General features: G+C 45.1%; 21 protein-coding genes and 1 pseudogene. 6 read left to right on the top strand and 16 right to left on the bottom strand.

The annotated features are described in order from the left end of the window. Positions 1-7 precede the first annotated feature (7 nt). A pseudogene (locus tag FS373_RS05995) lies at positions 8-769 on the bottom strand (alpha/beta hydrolase family protein); the annotation flags it as partial. Positions 770-971: 202 nt separating this feature from the next. Further along, complete coding sequence (locus FS373_RS05990; protein ID WP_194165809.1) at positions 972-1,763, bottom strand: substrate-binding periplasmic protein; 792 nt, start codon at positions 1,761-1,763, stop codon at positions 972-974. A gap of 184 nt (positions 1,764-1,947) precedes the next feature. On the opposite strand from FS373_RS05990, the gene FS373_RS05985 reads away from it, so the two are divergent. The 5 genes from FS373_RS05985 (at position 1,948) to FS373_RS05965 (ending at position 5,035) form a co-directional block, all read left to right on the top strand. Then, positions 1,948-2,295: a DUF6508 domain-containing protein gene (locus FS373_RS05985; RefSeq protein ID WP_144047338.1), complete on the top strand. Its 348-nt coding sequence runs from the start codon at positions 1,948-1,950 to the stop codon at positions 2,293-2,295. Positions 2,296-2,401: 106 nt separating this feature from the next. After that, positions 2,402-2,953: a TetR/AcrR family transcriptional regulator gene (locus tag FS373_RS05980; RefSeq protein ID WP_144047339.1), complete on the top strand. Its 552-nt coding sequence runs from the start codon at positions 2,402-2,404 to the stop codon at positions 2,951-2,953. A gap of 84 nt (positions 2,954-3,037) precedes the next feature. Then, positions 3,038-3,577, top strand: a complete 540-nt coding sequence (locus tag FS373_RS05975) for a carboxymuconolactone decarboxylase family protein (RefSeq protein ID WP_144047340.1) — start codon at positions 3,038-3,040, stop codon at positions 3,575-3,577. A 79-nt stretch (positions 3,578-3,656) separates the two neighbouring features. After that, positions 3,657-4,154 (top strand): DUF417 family protein, encoded by a 498-nt coding sequence (locus FS373_RS05970; protein ID WP_152828940.1) that lies wholly within the window; start codon positions 3,657-3,659, stop codon positions 4,152-4,154. A 269-nt stretch (positions 4,155-4,423) separates the two neighbouring features. Then, positions 4,424-5,035 carry a hypothetical protein gene (locus FS373_RS05965; RefSeq protein WP_152828939.1) on the top strand — a complete coding sequence of 204 codons (612 nt, stop codon included), beginning with the start codon at positions 4,424-4,426 and terminating at the stop codon, positions 5,033-5,035. Positions 5,036-5,652: 617 nt separating this feature from the next. On the opposite strand, the gene FS373_RS05960 is transcribed toward FS373_RS05965, so the two are convergent. The 9 genes from FS373_RS05960 to FS373_RS05920 form a co-directional block, all read right to left on the bottom strand. Further along, complete coding sequence (locus FS373_RS05960; RefSeq protein ID WP_152828938.1) at positions 5,653-6,513, bottom strand: LysR family transcriptional regulator; 861 nt, start codon at positions 6,511-6,513, stop codon at positions 5,653-5,655. A gap of 64 nt (positions 6,514-6,577) precedes the next feature. Further along, on the bottom strand, positions 6,578-7,453 hold the full coding sequence (locus FS373_RS05955; RefSeq protein WP_194165808.1) for a DMT family transporter: 876 nt from the start codon (positions 7,451-7,453) through the stop codon (positions 6,578-6,580). A 104-nt stretch (positions 7,454-7,557) separates the two neighbouring features. After that, positions 7,558-8,031, bottom strand: coding sequence for a hypothetical protein (locus FS373_RS05950; RefSeq protein ID WP_227992507.1), 474 nt, complete (start codon positions 8,029-8,031; stop codon positions 7,558-7,560). A 57-nt stretch (positions 8,032-8,088) separates the two neighbouring features. After that, the gene (gene oleD / locus FS373_RS05945; protein WP_152828936.1) at positions 8,089-9,183 is read right to left on the bottom strand and encodes a 2-alkyl-3-oxoalkanoate reductase; all 1,095 of its coding nucleotides are present in this window, start codon (positions 9,181-9,183) and stop codon (positions 8,089-8,091) included. Between the two features lie 3 nt (positions 9,184-9,186). Then, positions 9,187-10,944, bottom strand: coding sequence for an olefin beta-lactone synthetase (gene oleC, locus FS373_RS05940; protein ID WP_152828935.1), 1,758 nt, complete (start codon positions 10,942-10,944; stop codon positions 9,187-9,189). Between the two features lie 95 nt (positions 10,945-11,039). Next, positions 11,040-11,927 (bottom strand): alpha/beta fold hydrolase, encoded by an 888-nt coding sequence (locus FS373_RS05935; protein ID WP_144047348.1) that lies wholly within the window; start codon positions 11,925-11,927, stop codon positions 11,040-11,042. A gap of 114 nt (positions 11,928-12,041) precedes the next feature. Then, entirely contained in the window at positions 12,042-13,091 is a 1,050-nt protein-coding gene (locus FS373_RS05930) for a 3-oxoacyl-ACP synthase III (protein WP_144047349.1), read from the bottom strand. A 227-nt stretch (positions 13,092-13,318) separates the two neighbouring features. Continuing rightward, positions 13,319-14,614, bottom strand: a complete 1,296-nt coding sequence (locus tag FS373_RS05925) for a methyltransferase (protein ID WP_152828934.1) — start codon at positions 14,612-14,614, stop codon at positions 13,319-13,321. Between the two features lie 306 nt (positions 14,615-14,920). Continuing rightward, positions 14,921-16,111: a chemotaxis protein gene (locus tag FS373_RS05920; protein WP_144047351.1), complete on the bottom strand. Its 1,191-nt coding sequence runs from the start codon at positions 16,109-16,111 to the stop codon at positions 14,921-14,923. 322 nt (positions 16,112-16,433) lie between these two features. On the opposite strand from FS373_RS05920, the gene FS373_RS05915 reads away from it, so the two are divergent. After that, positions 16,434-16,679 (top strand): DUF1289 domain-containing protein, encoded by a 246-nt coding sequence (locus tag FS373_RS05915; RefSeq protein ID WP_152828933.1) that lies wholly within the window; start codon positions 16,434-16,436, stop codon positions 16,677-16,679. A gap of 71 nt (positions 16,680-16,750) precedes the next feature. On the opposite strand, the gene FS373_RS05910 is transcribed toward FS373_RS05915, so the two are convergent. The 5 genes from FS373_RS05910 to pstA form a co-directional block, all read right to left on the bottom strand. Beyond that, a complete protein-coding gene (locus tag FS373_RS05910; RefSeq protein WP_144047353.1) occupies positions 16,751-17,113 on the bottom strand; it encodes a YajD family HNH nuclease in 363 nt (120 codons plus the stop codon). Positions 17,114-17,261: 148 nt separating this feature from the next. Further along, complete coding sequence (locus FS373_RS05905) at positions 17,262-19,238, bottom strand: BCCT family transporter (protein WP_144047354.1); 1,977 nt, start codon at positions 19,236-19,238, stop codon at positions 17,262-17,264. An 834-nt stretch (positions 19,239-20,072) separates the two neighbouring features. Continuing rightward, entirely contained in the window at positions 20,073-20,783 is a 711-nt protein-coding gene (gene phoU, locus FS373_RS05900; RefSeq protein ID WP_144047355.1) for a phosphate signaling complex protein PhoU, read from the bottom strand. A gap of 86 nt (positions 20,784-20,869) precedes the next feature. Beyond that, positions 20,870-21,688, bottom strand: coding sequence for a phosphate ABC transporter ATP-binding protein PstB (gene pstB / locus FS373_RS05895; RefSeq protein ID WP_144047356.1), 819 nt, complete (start codon positions 21,686-21,688; stop codon positions 20,870-20,872). A 140-nt stretch (positions 21,689-21,828) separates the two neighbouring features. Beyond that, entirely contained in the window at positions 21,829-23,481 is a 1,653-nt protein-coding gene (gene pstA, locus FS373_RS05890; protein ID WP_144047357.1) for a phosphate ABC transporter permease PstA, read from the bottom strand. Positions 23,482-23,780 lie beyond the last annotated feature (299 nt).

The raw sequence follows: 23,780 nt of genomic DNA, 5'->3' as shown, positions 1-23,780 counted from the left end.
CCTATTTATGAGCCGTAGAGAAGCATAAATATCGACTACTCCAGCTGGCTATGTTTATCGCTACATATTCTGCATCTTCTTTGCGTGTTATTAGGTGATCTGCAGTGTCCAAGCTGATAAAACTTTTAGGGTGTCTTGCCTGAAAGTATACCTTCTCGGCCTGAGCAATAGACACTGTGGTATCCACTGGAGAATGCATAACCAACAAGGCTTTTTTTGTTAGGGTAAAACCTTTTTTAGCATGCAAGTCTAAATCATCTAGAAATTGTTTTTTAATGGTAAATGTATGCGGCCCCAAGGTCACATGAGCTAACCCTTCGGTGTTGATTTCGTCAATTGAACCGGAAAAGTTATGGATCACATGGTCGGCAGTTGAAGGCGCACCTATAGTAACAACAGCCTTACACTCTGGAATATCATCGGCGATTGACAGCATCGCGGCACCACCTAAACTATGACCAATTAATAGCTGCGGCGCATCGTACTCTCGTCTCAAAAAATCCGCTGCTGCTTTGAGATCGTCAAGGTTTGAGGAGAAATTGGTATTAGCAAAATCACCATCACTGCTACCAAGTCCAGTAAAATCAAACCTAAGTGTACCTATACCTTTCTCCATTAAAGCCCGAGATATTCTTGAGGCGGCAACGATATCTTTGCCACAAGTAAAGCAGTGGGCAAATAAGGCAAAAGCACTAACATTACCAGCTGGTTGCTCTAATAAACCGACTAATGTCTGACCATTACTGATAAATTCAACTTTCTCTTTCATGCTGGCATCCTCAATTACTGATTATTTAGCCCATCTATGGCCGCGACTAGCTCAAAAAACACTTGTATTTATTAACGCTGAAAAATAATAAGAGTAATGGTCTTTTCTGTTCACTAAAATGACATTTAAATATTGACCTCAGACATATTAAACTTCCTATTTAAAAGGATTGCACCCATTAATACTTGTTAGTGGCGTAATATTATTTAAAATCCCCTGTAGGTTCTCCCTCTATAGGAACATCAACTCGGTTGTACTTATTTATTATTTTTAGAAAGCTCCCACTTTCTTTCGCCTTCTCAAAACCTATCTTCAAACTCAGGTAAACATCAGGTTTAATTGATTTTTTACTAAAGGCAAAGTAAACCAAGTTTGTATGAATAACAAATGGATGTATCTTAACATTCTTGTATTCAGGATGAATAGCAATGGCGTGGCGCAACTGATAATACTCTTCCAAGAAGCCTATTGTTCTGCCTAAATTTAGGAGTTTTATTTTATCCTTATTGCCATTTACAGTGACAAAATAATGAGAAAAATCTGGCTCATTTTCTAGCTTTAGAGAAAATTCATCCCCATAGTGAGCACCACGTTGAATGGAAATTAATCCACCTAAATGGGTGAGGTCATCTATTGAGCTTATCGAAAATTTTGAATTTTCATCTATGCCAAGTACGATGGCCTCATTCTGCTGAGGCCCAATAAAATACATCCCTTGCTTTCTCTCTTCAGTGATAGAAACATTGAGTAACATATCTATTTCCCCATTCATCATCAGGTGAAGAGCCCTTTTCCTAGGGATAGTCATGTAGTCCGGAGTGCAGTTGATCGTATCGAGTAAGGCCTCTGCGAGTTCAATATTCATCCCCTGCCAATGCCCGCTACTATGTAAATAAGATTGAGGGAAAAAATCTTCAACTCCAACTTTAACTAGACAATCAGCTAGAGAAAGCTGTGGAATAACATAAATGAGAACGAGAATATTTAATTTCACCTTAACCCCCAGTGTTAATCACTACAAATCGATTATTTAACCATACTTCAAGATATAAAGACCGGAGAATACATAAAACCATTCCCAAAAAATAACTATTGAAATTTTATTTTGATTGTACAGGTCTCTGTTTACTGTCTAATGCTTGTTATTGCTACTTTATTAAATAGGAGAAAGAATAAACATGAACAAACCTCTATTGCAACACACTTCATTTATTCACGAAAGATTTGGAAGCTGCTTAGAAAAATCTGGCTCATCACTATTGTGTAATAAGAAAAACTTTGAAAAAGAATTAGAGAACAGAAATCTATTACTAATCAGCTTCCGCTGGGAAGACTGGTATAATTATAGCCATTTTATTGATAGACCTGATTATATCTCTGATTCCACGATATTTGAATGTCAGCTGATACTCACGGCTATTATCAGGCTTGAACGGTTTAGCCCTAAGACTCTGGATAACATGCGGCAACTTGGCGTACTAAAAGCTGTAATGGATCGGCTAAGTTGGTTTGCTAGTAGCCATTGATTGAGTGCCTGAAACTCATTGATTTGAAATATCTCAACGTTATGGCCAGCGTATTTTGATATAACAAACCTTGACACCCTACCAACTGGTAGGTAGCATTGATTGCATGAACACTACATACATAGATATTTTACAGTACGCTGATGAATTAATTCAGCAAAATGGCTTTAATGGTTTTAGTTATGCTGACTTATCCAAAAAGCTGGGTATAAAGAAAGCCAGTATACATCATCACTTTCCTACCAAAGCGGATTTGGGGATTGCTTATTGTCAGCAAAAAAGTGATGCGCTCAGTGAGTTACAACAGCAATTATCGATGAAAAAAACAGCCCGGGCACAATTACAAGGTTACTTTTCAGTGTTTGATGATTGTGCTGAGCTTGGAGGCATGTGTGGAATATTTTCTATGCAAACAGATTTGAAACTCCTGAGTGCAGAGTTGCAAAAACAAGTAAATAAACTGGTTCAATTAGAATTACAGATACTCAGTGGTGTGCTGCTAAAGGGCTTAACAACGGGTGAGTTTCGCTTTAATGGGGCACCAGAGCAACAAGCTGTCATTATCTGCTGCGCGATTAAAGGTGCGCTGATGTTAAACCGTAACCAGCAAGGGTTATATAAGCAAACCTGTGACGCCTGCTTGGATATTATTAGCTAAGAAGGAGGGGAAACCCTAAAAATTTTAACCATTACACCTACCTACTAGAAGGTAGCTTAACTTTAATTAATTAAGGATTTTATTATGCAACGCATTACTACGTTAACTGTTAATACCGCGACAGGTCAGGCACAAACTCAGCTCACAGCATTAAAAAAGGCGATGGGCGCCGAAATCAATTTATTTGGCGCAATAGCCAACTCTTCCAGTGCATTAGAAGGTTTTTTAAATTTTAAGGGATCCCTTGAAAAAGGCGTTTTAAGCAAAAAATTGTCAGAGCAACTCGCGTTAACTATCGCCGGGACTAATGGTTGTCACTACTGTGCATCAGCTCATGCTTTTATCGGTGGAAAACTCGGCTTGTCAGAGGCAGAAATAAGAGCGAATTTAAATGCCCGCTCTGAAGACAGCCAAACAAACACCATATTGAGTTTTGCTAGACAGGTGATAGAGCAAAAAGGCCGTGTCACGACGAAACAACTCGCAGCGACAGAAGCTGCAGGATTTAACCGAGAGCAACTTGTTGAGGTCATAGCACATATAGCGCTAAACACCTTCACTAATTATTTCAATGAAGCTTTTGAGATTGACATCGATTTTCCAAAAATCAGCCTAACTGAATAATCGCCGCCAAGTACATAGCAAACACATGTTGGGCCATAGAGCCCTAAATATAATCAGGCACATGCCACAGGAGTGAACCATGAACGTTAATACCATCCAACTGCAAACCTTATCGACCCTTGGCCAAAAAATTGAGAAGACGGGCTTACCCCTGATCTATATCACGCTAGGAATTATTTATATTTGGTTTGGGGGAATGAAATTCACCTCTGGCCAGGCCGAAGGCATGTACGGCATGATAGCTAATAACCCTTTAGTCTCGTGGATGTATATCATTTTCTCTAAACAAGGTTTAGTTGATTTTCTAGGAAGCCTGGAAGTGCTTATCGGTATCTTGATTATTGGGCGATTTGTTAATCCTGCTTTGTCCGCTATTGGCGGCCTACTCTCAATCACTCTATTTACGGTAACCCTAAGTATGATGATTTTTTTGCCTGGTATCACAACCGAAGCAGGCTTTCCGACACTGAGTTTCTTCGGCGAGTTTTTACTCAAAGATGCGGGATTATTTGCCGCCTCTCTCTTTGTACTTGGGCATAGTCTAACAACATGGGCAGCTGCACAACGTCAAGACTAATAACCTTGAAACTAACACTAGAGCAAACAAACTCGCTTATGTCATGCAGTAATGAAATGAAGTCTGGACGTAGAACGTTTTATTGCACCGCTCCACCGAGTTTTTATGGGGCGGCAGCAATAAAACACAACCCGATAACAAATAGGATGCACAACCAAGAGAAATAGTTGGCAAAATGAAGCCTATTTAGTAACACATAGATTAAGCCTCTTGATAGCTTACTCGACGAAAGGAAAGCAAGTCTTACTAGCTGAACAAAGGGAGGGAATATGCAAAATGTATTATTAGAAACAGAGCAGTCAATTAAGTCGTTAATCAACAAAGGCACAGCAGAAACTCTATTAGCGGCTAAGAACACATTGTCGCTCTATAAAATAGCTCATGATGAATTAAAGACTGATGAGTTACTCACCCTCCCCGAAGTATCACTGAGTGATGCCGTGTGCGTTCAGGCAGGCGCGGCACAAAAACAATTATGCCTGCTTAATGCCCGATTTAACTATTTAACTGAACGTTCGGAGCGATTGCTTTATGGTTACATTGATGAGGTTGGAGAGCTCAATACTGCTTCTGATGAGTTTTATCATTTGAGTCAATTCGTTTCAGAAACATTGACCAGCCTCAAAACCGATAAACCTGAATTTACTCTAAGGATAAAGGAGACCCATGAAAACTTAGCTAGACTAGAGCAAGTGTTAGTCGAGGCGATTCAAACACTGATTAATCGCTTCGAGCTGTTATTGGTACACCAAAGCGAGTTATATCATCGTTACTCAGCACTCAACACACAAAATTCAGATAGGCTGAAATGTGCACAGCCATGGAGTGTGAAGCTTTTCTTATGCAGCTTGGGTAACAGATTTCAATCAGTATTATTCTAACCTTACTTACTACATAACAACTATGGCAACATGTCAGTGCATAACCGCCTAGAGGTTATTGTGAAGCCATAAAGCTGAAAATATTATTCCCGCTAACCAAAATACAGGAATGGAAAATAACAAGCTCACACCCCAATAAAAATACAATCAAGATAAATAGAACTTTAGTCATCAAACTTTCCTTGGTATTTTGTGTATCACCTGACAACTCTGAGCGTCTTAATTGGGTTTTAAGCCGCGGGCATTAGGCACATCGATAGGTAAGCTGTAAGTTGCCGCGCCTTGCTGGCTGACTTTGAACGCCCCCAAAAGGACACCGTGCTATTTTCAATAGCCTGGGCCTGTGGAATGAGCATCACAGAACTTAGAGAGGAGCACAGAAGGGCCACACTCAACACATTAACAGCACGATACCGCATCTTACCTACATCCTTATAGAAACAACCGCTTATAAATTCAGTAACAAACTACTGTAAGTCATAAGTTTTTTCTGTTTCTGCAAGGTATCCAGGTGGCTTAATCTAGAAGTTCTAATTTTTAAAAGCCGAAGAGTCAATTCTGGAGAAGAATGCTTATAGATGAGTTAGAGTAACTTCCCCATCAACAAATACCGAAAGCTAAGCTTCTTTCCTTAGTGTTAACACTATTTCATCATAGAGCAAGTGCGCCAGAGACCCTTTAGTGACTGAAGAGCTGGTCATAACACCTACATCTAGGGCCGGTAATTTAGGCAACCTAGTATTGTTTAGCACTTGAAGATGCGCCGGTACGCTGCATCTTGTTAACACCGCGATGGCCATGCCACTCTCGACGGCGGCCAACTGACCGGCAATATTAGGGCTGTTGTAGACGATGCGATACCCGAAGCTAAGTGATTCGAGTTTATCAAGTATCTTAGCTCTAGCCTGACTGCCAAACTCATACATGGCGACGGGCAGCGGACTCCGGTTCCAAATCTGCTGAGATTGCTTGCCAACCCAGACCAGCTCTTCGGAAAAAAGAGACTCCCCGCGATCGGCTTTATCTTGTGTGATGACGGCAATATCCAGTTCATTGGCTGCTATCTTAGGGATGAGTTGTGACGAAGGCTCGCAGCATAAGGTAATTTCTATAGAGGGGTATTTCTCGGAAAATATGCTGAGTAAGGCAGGCAGATAAGCCATGGCATAATCGTCAGGAATACCTAAGCTGATATGTCCCTGGACATCAGATCCCATAAGTTCCCGCATAGAATTGCGATAAACATAAAGAATTTTTTGCGCGTGAACCAGCAACTCTTGCCCCGATGCATTCAGGCTCAAGCGTCTCGACTCACGGCTAAACACGGCTCGCCCTAGAGTGTCTTCGATATTCTTGATATGCATGCTAATCGCAGATTGTGAGCGGTGCAGAATCTTTGCCGTCTCCGTCATAGAACCAGTCTTGGCGACTGTCACGAACGAGTGGAGCCAGCTTATTTCAAGGTTAAGTTCACTCATTATGATTTCTCTTTGCGACATGGTTTACATAGCAACTGAAATAGAAGTAACCAAAAAGAATTATTCAAATACTAGCCGTCTTTTCTTGCTTAAATACACGTCTCTGTGACGAAATGACTACAGCAAGAATAATGGCAAAGCCACCAGATAATACAACTAAAGAAGGCTGCTCAGAAAAAATAATCCAGGCTAACAAGATGGCATAAATGGGCTCTAATGCAATAACAGTGGCGGCGACTTTAGCCTTAACGCCTGATACGCCATAAATAAACAAGGTATAGGCAATGCCGGTGCATAAGATACCTAATACAGCGAGTAATAAGCACTCTTCTAAGGTGATATTTAACATGCCTTCGAAGGAAAATGGCAACAGCAGAAAAGTAATAACCAGGCATTGAACCCAAGATGATTGCATAGGATTAACCCCGTCAACCAGATAGCGGTTGGTAAGCATCATGATGCTGTAGATCACACCGGATCCCAGCCCCCACAGCATGCCTAGGGCTGATTCATCTGACAAATCAAAGTTTGGTGTGATTAGCCATATCCCAATACCTATCAACAGGATAATAACCCCATCATGAGCCGTAATTTTCTCTTTGAAGAAAAGCGCCTCAAACACGATCACAAAAGCCGGGAAACAGGCAAAGCCCAATGTACCTATGGCTAATCCTCCTAGCTTGACTCCCATAAAGAAGCTGAACCAGTGCAGTGCTAGTAGAGTGGCAGACACAGATAATTTGAGCATCTCATTGACAGATAATGGCGAGAGTAACTGATGTCTAAAAAACGGCACTAAGGCAGTAAGAGTGAGTGAGGCAAACAGGCAACGAGCGAACACTATCACCACAACCCCGACCGCCAGTTGCTCAGCGATTAATGCTGAAGCGCCAAAAAGAAAAGCCGCTGTCTGTAACGAAAGCTGATACTTAGAATGCATTAGCATTCACCCTAGTTAGAATTTATCAGAAGAGCTTAACCAAACAGAACTGATTATAAAAACGAATAATAATGGATAATAGCATTCGAAAAACGAATAGATAATTAGTCCAACCTCTGCCAGACCTCAACTTCTTTAAGCACGCCCTGCTCGATACGTTTGGTATGCAGCTGTTGGCCTTTCATCTGATACTCAAACGCAAATGACTCTCCAGGCGTTACGCCGAAAGAATTAAGTTGAGGATACTCGATATATTGGCTATCGGTGAACTCATAGCGCCCCGAACCTGCGGCCCAGAACTCTTGCCTCTTCTTACCATCAGCTTGCTCAATCTCTTTCATGGTAGTGAAGCTAAAATGAGAGGACGAGATAACCTTGATGGCTGTCAAGTTAAGGTTTTTATAGTCCTGCCATTCACCTCTGTCATCCAGATACTTGCCCGATTCTAACTGCCAACTGCCAATAAAAGGGTTAGTCGAAAGCTCAGTTGCTAGCGCCGTAGAGCTTAGTAAGAGTAGAGAGAAAATCAACGAGAGTGAGACCAAAACAGATAAGAGCAGACGACTTGGAGCGAACATGTTTCTTCCTTGGTAGCGCTTAGGCATGTTCATTCTGCATGCCTAAGCTAGATTGATTTAAGACTTAAGATACTGTCTCAGTTTCACCATCCCTTGGTCAATGCTAATAATAGGAGAATATCCGAAATCTGTTTTCGCGGCCGAAATATCGAAATAGTGACTAGTAGACAATTGCTTAGCCACGAAACGGGTCATCATAGGCTCATCTGTCTTACCAAGGACACCATAGACGCTTTCGAGCACGACACCGACGGCATAGGCTAGGCCAGCAGGAACCCGCTTGGTCACTTCCGGTAAGTCAGCGCAGGCTAAAATCTTATTCAGCATGGCAGCCATGGTGATTGGCTCGTCATTACTGAGGAAGTAAGCCTTACCCGCGGCCGACGCATCCTCACAGCACAAGTTAACGGCGGCTAGGATATGAGCATATGCAGCATTGTCCACATAAATGGTATCCACCAATTTATCTTCTTTGCCGACTAACTTGAGTCGTCCGGCTTTTGCCCTCTCAATGACACGCGGCACCAAATGAGGATCTTCTGGCCCCCAAATAAGATGAGGGCGCAACGCCAGAGTCTTCAATACTTGGCTATTGGCCTCGAGCACCATCTGCTCCGCAACCGCCTTAGACTCACCATAATGATTTAAATAGTTAGCGGCGTAAGGCGCACTCTCGTCGATCCCGGATTCATCCTCACCGGCAAAAGTCACACTTGGCGTACTGGTGTAAATAAGTTTGCTGATCTTAAGCTGCTGACAAGCGCTGATGATATTGGCCGCGCCATCCACATTTGGTGAAAAGTAGCTCTGTTTGCTGCCCCAGACACCCGCCTTGGAAGCCACATGAAAAACCAGATCGCAGCCTTTCATTGCATCAACAACAGCAGCCTCATCGGCAATATCGCCTCTAACCATAGTCACGCCCATGGCCGTTAACTCAGAATATTCACCTCGGGCAAAGCCTGTCACCCTAATCCCCGCCGCCAATAAACGTTGGCAGATTGCCTTACCTAAAAAACCGCCAGCACCTGTGACAAAGGCATGATCCACCTTACCTTTAAGAGCCAGGACCGCTGCTTGTTCCAGAACATGAAACGCTTCTAAAGCAGATGAAACAGCGTGTGTATCGACTGAGACATGAGTCGCTGACATGGATTACTCCTTATGTTTATTCTGGGCCCAGACTGCCAGTTTCTCACGAAAAATCTTAGCGTTATGACGAATGTCGACAGGAAATTCAGGATGAATGAGAAAACGTTTGATACCCAGAGTTTGGCTATGTTGCTCGGCGATGGCATTAAGCTCAGCATATAAACCGGCGCCTAACGAGCATGCCAGAGATTTATCCAGCTCAATACACAATAGAGGCACAACCTCTGGGGTACCAGCGTCGCCATTAACCTCAACCCCAACTAACGCGCTTCGCTTTACTTGGGGGTGGGTATTGAAGATACGTTCACAGGGGATGGAAAAGTAGCGTTTACCACAACTGGCATCGACTCTATGGGCCTTACGGCCACACATCCATAGCTTGCCTTCACTGTCGAGATAACCGAGATCGCCCATACGATGGCGTATCGTTTCACCATCTTGAATCTTAGCCTGCTCGGTCGCGCTATCACGGCGATAGTAACTGCGGCTCACCATAGGTCCTTTAACGACTATCTCACCTATCTGACCGGCCTCTAACCTCAATGACTCGCTCCAGTGCGTGAGCGGTTTCTCGGTGATCTCTATGATGGCAATATCCACCCCAGAGATGGCGTCACCGACACAAATCCCGCCGCCATTATCTGTGATGGCACTGGTGTCAAACAATGCCTGGCTGCCCATCTTACTCAGGGGCAAAGATTCAGTGGCACCATAAGAGTTAAGCACTTCCACACCATCACTCAGCATCTTACTAAAGTGCTTGATAGAAGAGATAGTCGCCGGAGCACCTGCGGATATGACACGTTTGATGCTTAGCAACTTATGGTAACTAACCTCATCGTCCAGTCCTTCTTGTACGCCCGCTTGCCCCAACCTCTCGATCAAAGCCGGATTGACAAACATGTTGCTGCATTGGTACTTCTCGATCGCGGCAAACAAGTAATCAGGATTGGCCGTTATCGGCTTGCTGGCATCCATCTCTGGAATAATCGAGGCCATACCCAGTGCGGGTCCAAACAAAGAAAATAGCGGAAAAGTAGCCAGGTCACGTTCACCAGGCTTAATGCCGTAATCATCTCTCAGAGCGCTTATCTGAGCTTCAAACATCTTGTGGGAGTAGACCACACCCTTGGGCGTTCCTGTGCTACCACTGGTAAACAAAATAGCGGCCATCTCATCTTGGTCTAGCCAGTGCATGTCATAGGGCTCTGATGAGCCGCGTGCTGCGATGGCTTCCAGTGTCACTCCTCCAAACAAACTGCGACCGCCTACGGTCACCAGATGCTTAACCGACCCCTTGCCCCAACCAAAGAGCTTGCGGGCCAGATGCGCCTTAGGAATACCAATAAAGGCATCGGGCTCAGATTCGATGAAACATTGCTTGAGATTCTTCACTCCCATGCCCGGATCCACCAAAATAGGCACAACACCCGCCTTAAACAGGGCGAAGGTTAACGTAAAAAAGTCGACGCTCGGGGTCACCATCAACACGGCCTTCATGCCACGCGTTATCCCATAAGCATTTAAGCCATGGGCTAAACGATCACTTTGTTGATTGAGATCTGAAAAGTTGAGCTCTTGATATTCCAGCGTCTTGACGGAGAAAATAGTCCCGCTAGCTGTTTGTACCACTACGGCGAGATCTTTAGGGGAATGGCTTGCGGCGCTAATGAGGTGACGACAGAGATTAGCGTCCGCTCTCGTGTTAATGTCGCTGTTTTGTACTGTTGAAGAATGGCTGGCAGTTAAAGAGGCTGACATGTTCGATGACCTTTCTCATTGCTTATATGAAATAAGCGGTCAATCTTGACCGCTTATTTGTATTTTATCCTCTCGCTAAAAGCTGACTGCGAGTATTAAACAGCGGCAGAGTCGCTGTTCATAAACTGAGTGATATGTCCGACGACTTCATCAGTGGCATCTTCAAGAATATAGTGACCGCAATCTGCAAATTCATGCACGCTCGCATGGGGCATCTCTACTTTCCACTGGGCCAGAAAATGCTTATCGAAAACGAAGTCTTTCAGGCCCCAGCAGATCATAGTCGGCACATTAGCAAACTTTGGCAGACTGGCGGCTATTTCAGAGACCAGCTCATAGTTTCTATCACCCTCTTTGAGGGGAATATCCTGTACAAACCTCAAGGTCGAGATCCGGTTAGCCCAGGAATTGAAAGGCGCCACATAGGCTTTACGTATCTCACTCGCCATAGGTTTACGCTTAACACCGACATAGGAGGCTATGGATGAAAACGCGTTGAAACCTCGGACCATGGCCGTGCCTAGTAAGGTGTTACGACAGATCCATAAGGGCCAGGGAAACGGCTTAGATTGAGGAAGATGAAACGCGCCGGTATTGAGAATAACCAGACGTTTTATCCGCTCAGGGTAGCGCGCAGCATAACCCATGCCTATCATCCCGCCCCAGTCGTGTACGACTAAGGTGATATTCTCTTTGACGTTTAAATGTTCGAGTAAGGCTTCGAGATCGTCGATACGATTCTTTAATGTGTAGTCGTAACCACTGTCATCCGGCTTATCAGACAGGCCACAGCCGATATGATCCGGCACGATACACTGGTGGTTACTGCTCAGAGCAGACACCACATTTCGATAATAGAAAGACCAGCTAGGGTTACCATGAACCATGACTACAGGCTCACCTTGGCCTTCATTTACGTACTGTAGCTTATGGCCGTTTCTGTCGAGATAATTTCGCTTGAAGGGAAACAGAGTGTCTAACATGACTCTTCCTAAATATTCTTTGCATCATCACGCCTCAAACTTGAGGCGCATAACGTGATTATGTGAGGTATGGAACTGAAACGCGCAAAGTTCGCACTAGTTGGCTGCAGCTCGTTACCACTTGATCCCAAGCATCATGCAGTTAAGTCCGCTGCCTATGCCAAGAAAACTCACCTGATCACCTTTCTTAAGGAAACCCTGATCGTGGGCCATTGCTGCCGTGACAGGCAGAGAAACCGTGCCCATATTGCCCAGTAGTTGGTAAGTAGGAAACTCTTTCTCTTGGGGAATAGCCAATGCATTGAGCACTTTCAGGCGATTTGATGACCCCACCTGATGGCAAATCACTTTATCGACCTGCTCCACCACCCAGTCACGCTGTTCGAGGAAATGGCTCCAGGTATGACGGGCAAGCTCTACTCCCTCTTTGAGTAGAGTCACACCATCGGTGCGCATAAACTCGCGGTAGAGATGTAAACCCGCTTCCTGAAGACCCCATTGACACAAGTTATGGTGTTCAGGTGCAGAAAGGTGGCTCGCACCTAAAAGCTGATGTTGACGCTCGGTACTCAATGGCAAGCTGCCATCGGTAAGCAAGACGGCTACCGCTCCCGAGCCACCAGTTAGGGTTGCCAGAGACTGGGCATAGTTCTGCATGGTTTGATCGGCCAACATATTGTCTATGGTGATATCGACAATATGGCGGGCTGATTCACAGGAGACCACTAAGCCGGCTTTAATTTGACCGAGTTCAATGCGGTTAGCGATATCTAAGATCCCAGAGAGCACACCCAGACAAGCATTACTAATGTCATAGATGGCGGTGTCTTTCGATACTCCAAGCTCGGCAGCGATACGGCACGCCGTAGCCGGCTCGTGTTGATCACGGCAAACGCCGGTATAAACCACAGCGCCTAAATCACTCACTTTCACGCCAGTTTCATCAATAGCCTTATGAGCCGCTGCCAGAGCACCGTCTGATAATCTATGGCCCTTTGGCCACCAGCGACGCTCGGTGATCCCAGTTAATGCGGCAAGTTGCCCCATTGGGATTCGAAACTTCTTATATAGAGGTGCCAAACGAGATTCTAATTCGGAAGTTGACACAACTTCAGGTGCCAGTTCATATGCCAGGCTATTGATAAATACTCGGGAATATTTCATGAAACAGTATTATTTCGCTCACAATATCGGCGCGACTTCAGCCAATAAGTATTATTATTTAGTATTAACCCATCATTTGAGCAAGAAAAGGCTAATGATTCAATAAAAAACCGTCATAGGTGCGATTTATTCACTAATAAACTGCATTTTTCATCAAAAAAATGCAGTGTAAAAGAAATAAATTCATATGACTTAGTATATCTTCACTATAAAAACATAGACTTAGTTCATCCTTTATCGGTTAAACATTCGTTTGCTGGTTTTTCCGCCAAAATCAGTGAATTCCTTGGGGTAATGGCCTCACTGCAGAACCTGGTGAGCTTTACCGAGTAACCTTGCTCTTCGAGAAAGCAGACTCTATCGAGCAGTAACCAATGTTCCAGAATGTCACGAAACAGATGGGCAACCAGATCGATTCGTCGAGTGAGTCTCTGTCTCTGAACGCCTAACTCAAGGTAAAAATCAACATCCAGAGCAACAGGTAATTCTACAGACTTTTTCCCGGCCGCCCAGTGACAGAATGCCTCAAAACCTTGGTTCAACTGACTCTGCTTTATTGATGGAATCGGGAGATATCGCCTGCTTCGGTTCACATCTCGCTGCAAGGAATCGAATCCCAAACGCCAAACGATCTCTCTGTGGCGATATTCGACCTGTTTCGCATTGGCAATGGTGCTGTGTTGCAGTGGCACTTGCAGATCATGTGGAGATAACATCAATTCACTATCTAGTACCACTTCAGACATCCCCTGATACTGCTCAGCTTGAATAAGATGATAACAACAGGGAGAAATAATAATAGATCGGGTGTTTGCCTGAGATGCCAGCCTTAACAGGCGCACATGGAGATCGCCACAGGCATGAAGTGCAACGGCCTGCTGATCCCTCTTTAGCTTGGACTGCTGAGGCGTAAATGCATCGGCGCAGATAAATTCTTGAGGCAGATCCCACTTACCGGCAAATTTTGCTCCTTCATCACACAGACTCTGCTGCCATTCCAGACTCACCACAGGACGAGAATGAGCCTTGGCGATGAGTCGACCAAGATGGCCCTTTCCGGCGCACCACTCCAGTACTTCGCTGCTATCTTGCTTGATTTGAGCCGCAAATGCCGTGATCTGTGACCATTTGCGCCCTTTTATTCCAGCGCTTAAATGGGAGACTTCCCTATCCGACAACTGCTGAACCGAGTGTTGCAATTGGCTTGTGTTCCCACCAGTTAACACGGGGTCCACTTGCAGGAGCAAGTCTAGTTGCCACGCCGACCCATTTCGCTTTAAATCTCGCAGTAGCGCTGGCAGCAGCTCAGTGTTGAGCTTAGCTTGACCCTTATCGAGTTCATCGATATCGACATCAGATATCGACCACACTTTTTCCGCCAAACCAGGGAACTGTTTCTCCCAAGGTAATTGGGTGCAGTCGAACGCCTTCACCTGCCATAGCGCACGGCTCTGAACTAATAATGTATCGAGTTGCTTGAGTCGATGGCGATGGGAGGTTGCTTGCAAGGTGTTGGCACTCATTTTTATAGGTGAAAAACAGGAACAAAATCAGTTCCTAGGCCCTAGGAACTGTCTCTTTACTAAATTTATTGGCTTTCTTGCTTTCCATGCGTTTACACAAGAAAACACCAAGACCCAACTGGCTGAAAGGCGAAGAAAACCACTAGCCTGTTCATTAGCAACCTGCTATCTATTAGCTTTTTACTGCTTTGCTACTCAATTAACTCTTCTTGCTTTCCATGCGTTTACCCAAGAAAACACCGAGACCCAATTAGGTGAGAGACGAAGAAAACCACTAGCCTGTTCTAGCTATGAATCTTCTAGCAATTAAGTTTTTATAACCTTACTACTCAGCTTACTCGTCTTCTTGCTTTCCATGCGTTTACCCAAGAAAACACCTAGACCAAGAGGAGCGAAGAAAACCACTAGCAAGAAGAGCACGAAATAGAGGATCAGACTCTTAAGAGTCTTGGTCAGCTCCTGAAACACTACCTCTACCGTGTGTTTGGAGATCTCATCCAGATTAGCCGCCGCGGCGACACGCTCTCTGGCTACCATCTCTTCCAAAGCCAGGCGCTCATTCTTCACCATTAACTCTAGTGCCTGACGTTCGACCGATAGTTGCTTAAGCTTGTCGTCGGTCGAATCGCTGAGCTGCTGCAGTAAGGGGCTCAGCTCACGTCGCATATCTACGGCTAAGCTTTGCATCATCTCAGGGCTCTGTGCCATCAGCTCCTGGAACCTTGCTGATGTCTCACTGATGCTCACAAGCGTTGCCTGGATTTCTTCGGCATTGATATTGGAATGCAGTGCATAGAGCTCGGCTTTCCAACCTAAAATTTTGGGCATCTGTTCAGAGATCATCGCCATACGGTCTGAGATATCACTCATCACTTCTGGCACTGAACCGAAGGTAGTCACGGCTTCAAATTCATTGATCTCTCTGAATGTTAACCAGTCATTGAATGCCGACTTGCGACTAAATGTGATATCAGTAAGGGGATTATCCAGCACGTACTGCTTGATAAATTCGCGGTTCTTGTTGAAGTCACTCTGGGAGACGAAACCTTTAACTGTTTTCTCAAACTGAGCTTCTAATGCCCTGCTGGTCTCAATAACCAGCGCTTGTTGCTCGCCAAACAGGGCTTTACCCGCGCCAGTGTCATAAAAGTCACTCATCTGCGCCGTAAATGCCCAGGTATCGACCATGGCTGCTACTGGTGAGGCCTGGAAAATAGTCCTCTGTAGTGCCTGTTCAGCATTTATCTTCCACATCAGAGCGTTAGATTTCAGATAGATATCTTGCTCGTCGTTAGATTCGATCGCTGAAATCTGGTCGGCAGTCTGTTCGACCTGACTGTAAAAAGTGCTGCTAAAATCACGACTAAATACCCGCATATTTAGCTGCTCTTGTGGCAGAGGCACCACACCACTTTCAAGTTTTACCTCTAACAGAGAACATGCCGTCGTAAGCAGACCCAGCACGACAAAAACACTTAAGCGTAGCAACGCTTTCATAAAGCCCCCAGTAACTTTCCACAATCCATTGAAAAGCTAAATAAATGAAAAAACAAATCGATAAAAAATTCAATCGAGTCTAACATTTGAGGTCTGCTTTACCTATAGCTTACAGTGCTATAGATCATTCATCAGCTCAATATACCCCACTCTGTTTTCATTGGGATTAAAATATTAACAAACTAATAAACATCAAGTTTACAATCAAACAACCATAGGCTTTAGCTAACTGAGGATTATTCTCACTCCCCCTTGAAAATCGTGACAAGGATCACTAAAATCTCGGTCAATGATTTTGGAATTACAATCTGAGCCGAAACCTATGATTCACTCGCCTTGCGTGGCCAAATGTGGTTTAAACGATGATGACATCTGTATGGGGTGTTACCGGACTATCGATGAGATTGTCGGCTGGAGTGCGGGTGACGATGGGTTTAAAACTCAAGTATGGGAGAAACTAGCCCTGCGTAAGACCGAACTAGCCAAAGGTGAGTTCAGCGAAAGTAACAGCATCAGTCGACAGAAATGGCTAGAAGCTGAGGCTCGGATAGCACTGAACGAGCGTTAATTGATATAAAAATCGATAAAAAGAGATATAGGCGATACTGGCACATATCTCTTAATCGTCTTGCCGGTAAACTACTTCTTCATCATGCCTTTAAGATCGGCGAAGGGATTATAGGTTGCCGATTCTACTTTTGTTTCAGTCGTCGCACCGTACTGAATCAACTCTTCAAATTTCGAATGTTCATTATCATGACAATAAAGACAGAGTAACTCCCAGTTTGAGCCATCCGATGGGTTGTTATCATGGTTGTGATCTCTATGATGCACGGTCAACTCTCGCAGATTTGAGTGAGTAAACTCACGAGTACAACGGCCACACACCCATGGATATAACTTCAGCGCCTGCTCACGATAGCCCGTTTCGCGCTTCGCTTTATAATCTCTGGCTTCAGCTAATACTTTATCTAGTTTACTTTGACCTTGACTTACCGACATATACTTTAATCCTGCTCACAGCTATCGAAACTGACTTCATCATTACCGGCACGATAGCAAAAAAATACCCTGTACCGATAATAACATCGCTACAGGGTAAATTTAACTGTTTAACCGACTTTCCACGAAAAGCCTATTGCTAAAAAGCTTATGCATCCCCACCCAGATATTCTGAACTTGAGATATGCAGGTAATAGTTATACTTCTCATACTGAGTCACTACATCGGCCAAGATCTGTTTCTGAGTGAACCCCATCACGTCATAGTGCTGGCCGCCATGCTCAAGGAAGACTTCGGCGCGATAGTAATCAGTCTCACCATCGTCGACTTCGCTGACTAACGGATTGGTAATGGTGAAGGCTCTGATACGCAGACCATAGACAAAATCGTTATGATCTTCACTAGGGATAACAAACCTGACTCGATTATCAAAATTGACAAACTTAGCCGGAATACCACGACGAACGAAGCTCTCACACACCTTAGTCAGCGCCGGCGTCGCCACCTGCTCGAGGAACTCCTGTACATCATCTTCACTGGGATGGGACACCAGGACATCGAGATGATCTTCCCAGTCCACATCGGTCTTACTGTACTGCACACTGGTATTATGTGACTGCACACTATTGATCTTGATCCAATCATCTCGCAGTGCCCTATAAAGACCTAGGCACATCAACAACATCACTAGCAAGAATGGCAGCGCACTGGCAATAGCCACAGTCTGCAAGGCCTGTAGACCACCTGCCAGCAAGAGCACTGAAGCAACCACACCCTGAAGTAGAGCCCAGAAGACACGCTGCCACACAGGAGCCTCTAAATCACCTCCCGAAGTCAGATTATCGATCACCAAGGAGCCTGAATCTGACGAGGTGACGAAGAAGGTGATCACTAAGCACAGGGCAATAGTCGACAACAGCGTCGAGAAAGGCATGTGTTCGAAGAAGACAAACAGGGCGACAGACACGTCCGATGAAACCGCTTCGGACAGATAAGTAGCGCCATGATTCATGATGGCATCTATAGCGGTATTACCAAAGACCGTCATCCATAAGAAGGTAAAAGCCGATGGCACAAATAACACGCCAATCAAGAACTCCCTAATGGTTCTGCCTCGGGAAACTCGTGCGATAAAGGTGCCGACAAAAGGTGACCAGGAGATCCACCAGCCCCAATAGAGCAAGGTCCAACCGCCTATCCAATCATTCTTCTGTTCATAAGCATATAAGTTAAATGTCTTACCCACTATATCACTCAGATAGGCACCGGTATTTTGCACAAAAGCCTGTAGTAATTCGACCGTTGGTCCAAAAATAAGCACAAAAATCAACAAAAGCACTGCCAGCCCCAAATTGAGCTCACTGAGTCGTTTAACCCCTTTATCCAAACCTGAGAATACAGACAGGGTAGCTATCAACGAAATCGCGATGATCAAGCCTACCTGCACCATAGCATTCACCGGCACACCGAGTAGATAGTTAAGACCCGAGTTAACCTGCAGTACGCCGAAGCCCAGAGAGGTAGCTACGCCAAACATGGTACCTAGCACGGCAAACGTATCAACCGCATGACCTATGGGTCCATAAATACGCTCACCAATCAAGGGGTAAAGGGCACTTCTCGGCAACAGAGGTAATTTATGACGATAAGAGAAATAAGACAGACTCAGGGCAACGACGGCATAGATGGCCCAAGCATGGATCCCCCAATGAAAGAAGGTTATCTTCATCGCATCTTTTGCCGCCTGAATCGTCTCAGGAGTAGCATCAGGTGGCGACATATAGTGCATCACAGGTTCGGCAACACCGAAAAACATCAGGCCTATGCCCATACCAGCAGAAAACAGCATGGCTATCCAGCTCTTATAGCTGTAATCGGGTTCAGCGTGATCTGGCCCAAGTTTGATATCACCGAAACGGCTAAACATGACAAAGATGATAAAAATAAGGAAAATGGCTACGCCTGAGATGTAAAGCCAACCAGCTTTAACCTGAAACCAAGTCTGAGCCGTTTTGAATACATCTTGGGCTTGTTCTGGCCACACAGAGCCGACGAACACCATCAAGATGATGAGAAATAACGATGGAAAAAAAACAGGTGGATTGATACTGGTCTTAATAGACATATAGCTCCCGCACGTTAACATGCGGCGGCACACAAGTAATGATGACGCCACTCGGATCCCGAAGCACGACACACTCACACCATGACGCATCAAATCCGACACAGGTTAAGTATATGCAGCAACCGGGAAGTTGCATTTTGTGGTAAAGCCCACTAAATCCTTCTGGCATACGATTAGGTATTTAAAAGCCTTTCATCCGCTTAATAGATAAAAATAGGAAATTTAGCGTAAAAGATGCTGAAACAAATCATATTGAATAACCCAGCCCAAGACTCTCACTAAAGTGAGTCCGGCTCACGCCAGCTCCTGAACACAAGATCCGAATCCAAATTGCAGACTCCAGGTGTTAGAGCGGGCTGCTGCCCAGCTATTAAATAGAATTTGCGTATCGATTTATCTACAGAGCTCGGTAATCATATCCTTGCTCTGTCAAAAAAACAGATACTCACAAAACTCGCTAATATAATAACCTACTATGCCGATCCAGTAATGTGCGGCTAGACAATTAAAACAAAAAAGCAGCGATAAGCTGCTTTTAATCAAGATTTACACCATTGTGGGCTCAAAATTTAGCCTAAAGACTCAGATCTTTTTCATCTCTTCATAAGATATGAGATTGCCGGACATCTTTTCTATTACCAGACTTTTCGCTTAGCCAAGTTATAAGTTCAGGTCTTTTTCCATCTCTTCATAAGATATGAGATTGCCGGGCATCTTTTCTATTACCAGACTTTTCGCTTAGCCAAGTTATAAGTTCAGGTCTTTTTCCATCTCTTCATAAGATATGAGATTGCCGGGCATCTTTTCTATTACCAGACTTTTCGCTTAGCCAAGTTATAAGTTCAGGTCTTTTTCCATCTCTTCATAAGAAACGTGGCGTACATCTTTTCCTTTAACATAATAGATGATGTATTCGCAGATATTCTGACAGCGATCGCCGACACGCTCCACCGCTCGTGTCGCCCAAAGCACATCAAACACCTCAGGTATTGAACGGGGATCTTCCATCATATAGGTCATAAGTTGGCGGATGGTACCTTCATACTCTTTATCTAGCTTAGCGTCTTCCTTATGTAGCGCGAAAGCTGCATCAGCATCCATGCGAGCCAAGGCATCTAGGGTGCCGTGAAGAAAGCGGGTCGCGTGGCGTCCCATGCTATCGAGACTCACCAGAAGAGGCTGTTGCTTTTTCAAACGTTTATCCAGAGCAACCTTGGCAATTTTCACACAAGCATCACCGATACGCTCTAAATCTGTGATGGTTTTAGAGATGGCCAGCACTAACCTTAAATCACTCGCCGCAGGTTGCCTTTTGGCGATGATACGGGCACATTCCTCATCGATCGCGACCTCCATACCATTAACCTTATGATCGCCTTCGATCACGCTCTGGGCGAGCTCAGCATCTAAGGTTGCAATAGCATCCAGAGCTTGCTCCAACTGACGCTCTACCAGGCCACCCATGGCCAAGACGCGGTTACGAATATCATCCAGCTCGGCGTTAAACTGACCCGAAATGTGTTTATTTAAATTCATATTATCCATCGGTGTTAACCCTTTTTCAGTATCTCATCCCCAGGGAGCTTAGCTCACTGGACTTGGATTGGTTGACTCACTCTAATTAGCCTTAATTACCCGTAACGGCCGGTGATGTAATCTTCCGTTTTACGTTTCTGCGGCGTGGTAAAAATGGTGTTGGTATCGGCGTACTCAACCAGCTCGCCCATGTACATAAATGCGGTTTGATCTGACACCCGAGCCGCCTGCTGCATGTTGTGGGTCACTATCACCACGGTATATTTTGATTTAAGCTCACTGATCAGCTCTTCAATGATCAGGGTCGAGATGGGATCCAGAGCCGATGTGGGTTCATCCAGTAGTAATACCTCAGGCTCGATAGCTATCGCGCGAGCAATCACCAGACGCTGTTGCTGACCACCTGAAAGGCCGAAGGCGTTATCATGAAGTCTGTCTTTCACTTCATCCCATATCGCGGCACCGCGAAGAGAGCGCTCGGCAGCGTCATCAAGATCGCGACGATTGTTTATCCCTTGGAGGCGCAATCCGTAGACCACATTCTCATAAATTGATTTAGGAAAAGGGTTAGGACGCTGGAATACCATGCCAACGTTACGACGCAAGGCGGCAACATCGATCTTCTTGTCATAGATATTTTGTCCGTGAAGCAGGATATCACCACTAATATGGCAGTTATCCACCAGATCATTCATCCGGTTAATACAACGCAGTAGAGTCGACTTACCACAACCACTAGGGCCGATGAATGCGGTAACTTGTTTCTCCGGTATCTTCATCGATACATCAAACAGGGCCTGTTTATCGCCATATTTCAGATCTAAGTTACGGATCTCCAGGGCTGTTTCTTCCTGGCTCAAGTTTTTCAGGTCCACTGATTTAGTACTCATCGCTGACTTATCTATCGAAATCATTTTATGTCCTATCACTTATAGATCTGCTACGCATCTCTATTTGAGTCACTGTGTGACAACTTTTTGGTTTATAACTGCAACTTAAAAGTATGATTCTGTTTCTCTATCATACTGGGTTTGCATTACTCCGCTAGCCAATATTAGTGCTCGAGTGAGCGATATTTCTCACGTAGATGGTTTCGAACCGCAATCGCCGTCAGGTTCAATGACACAATGACAGTAACCAGCAGGAACGAGGTGGCGTAAACCAGAGGTCTCGCGGCCTCTACGTTCGGACTTTGAAAGCCCACATCGTAAATATGAAAACCTAAGTGCATAAACTTTCGCTCCAGATGCACGAAGGGAAAGTTCATGTCTATGGGCAAGGTTGGCGCAAGCTTAACCACACCCACCAACATCAAGGGAGCCACTTCACCCGCGGCGCGCGCCACAGCCAGAATGAGTCCTGTCATGATCGCCGGGCTCGCCATAGGCAAGATAATGCGCCACAGAGTTTCCGCCTTGGTAGCCCCTAGTGCCAGGCTAGCTTGGCGTACCGAACTTGGGATACGGCTCAAGCCTTCCTCGGTCGACACGATAACCACAGGTAAGGTCAAGATAGCTAAGGTCAATGCAGACCAGAGTACACCCGGGGAGCCAAATGTCGGCGCCGGCAGCGCTTCGGGAAAAAAGAGCTGATCTATGCTGCCACCGAACATATAGACGAAGAAGCCTAATCCGAATACCCCGTAAACAATCGAGGGCACACCAGCCAGATTAATCACGGCGATGCGGATCATCTTAGTGACCGGGCCTTTCTTGGCATATTCATGCAGGTAAACCGCCGCAATCACCCCAAAAGGCGTCACGATCACAGCCATCAACATCACCATAAAGACAGTACCAAAAATAGCCGGAAATACTCCGCCCTCAGTGTTGGCTTCACGAGGATCGTCACTGACGAAACGCCCAACACCGACGAACCAATGGCCCAATTTATCCAGCGGGCCCAGACGATTGGAATAAGTCACATCCAAAATGCTGTCCAGCTTGAGGGTAACCTCCACGCCGCGCATGTCTTTGATAACGACCGAATCCCGACCCGCCTCTTTCCTGAGTCCGAAGAACTTTTTCTCTACAATCAGATATTGAGCCTGTAGGTCCGCCCGTTTCAGGGCTAAGTCGGCCTTAATCACTGGTGTTAGCTTACCATCGAGTTCATAACCACGTCCCTGCAGACGAAGCTTCTCAATGGCGTAGTTTATCGAACCAATCTCCCCCTTCTGAAGATCCACCGCCTTATCATTGAGCGCCACAGAACGATCTATGTGCGACTCGAACGAGGCTTCGACATTATCGAAGTCGAGTCGTTTACCATTTTCGATGACTGCAACAGGGTAGCCGTAAAAATCGCCATTTTTGCTGCGCTCGATGACCGCGATATCTTCGGGTCGACTGCGAGAGATGATATCAGTGGCTAGAATCCAACGAAAATCCAGGCCAACAAATTCACGGTTACCCGTTTTAACTAAGTAACGGGTAACCGTATCACCCGGCGCCTCTTCAAACACATGACCAGCCGAGATCAACTGCTCTGTGGGCACCTGCTCGGTGTCGTATATCTCCCCGATAAGCGTATATTGGGTCCCCTGTTGATCTTGCATCTCCCATTGATAGATCTCAGCAGGCCAAAAGTAACTCAAGCCCCGCCATGCAATCATCAAGAGTAGACCCAATACTGCAATCAAACTGATGCTGACCGCACCACCTGTCATCCAGATCCAGGGAGAACCAGACTTAAACCAATTACCCATGACACTGACTCCCTACATCTAGTGCTGAACATACCGCATCATCTGTCATATCACAGTCCCAGGGAGAACCTGACTTAAACCAATTACCCATGTGAGTTTCTCCATACATCTAGTGCTGAACATACCGCACCACCTGCCATATCACAGCCCCAAGGAGAACCAGACTTAAACCAATTACCCATGACACTGACTCCCAAGAAGTAGATCAAACTTAGCAACAAGCACCATGTCATTCATTCCCAAAGCCCAAGGAGAAACAGATTTAAACCAATTACCCATGAGAGTGTCTCCATAAGTTC

The sequence above is a fragment of the Shewanella sp. YLB-07 genome (assembly GCF_009377275.1).
The sequence above is the reverse complement of the archived record's forward strand: the minus strand, read 5'-3'. Positions and strand labels throughout refer to the sequence as shown.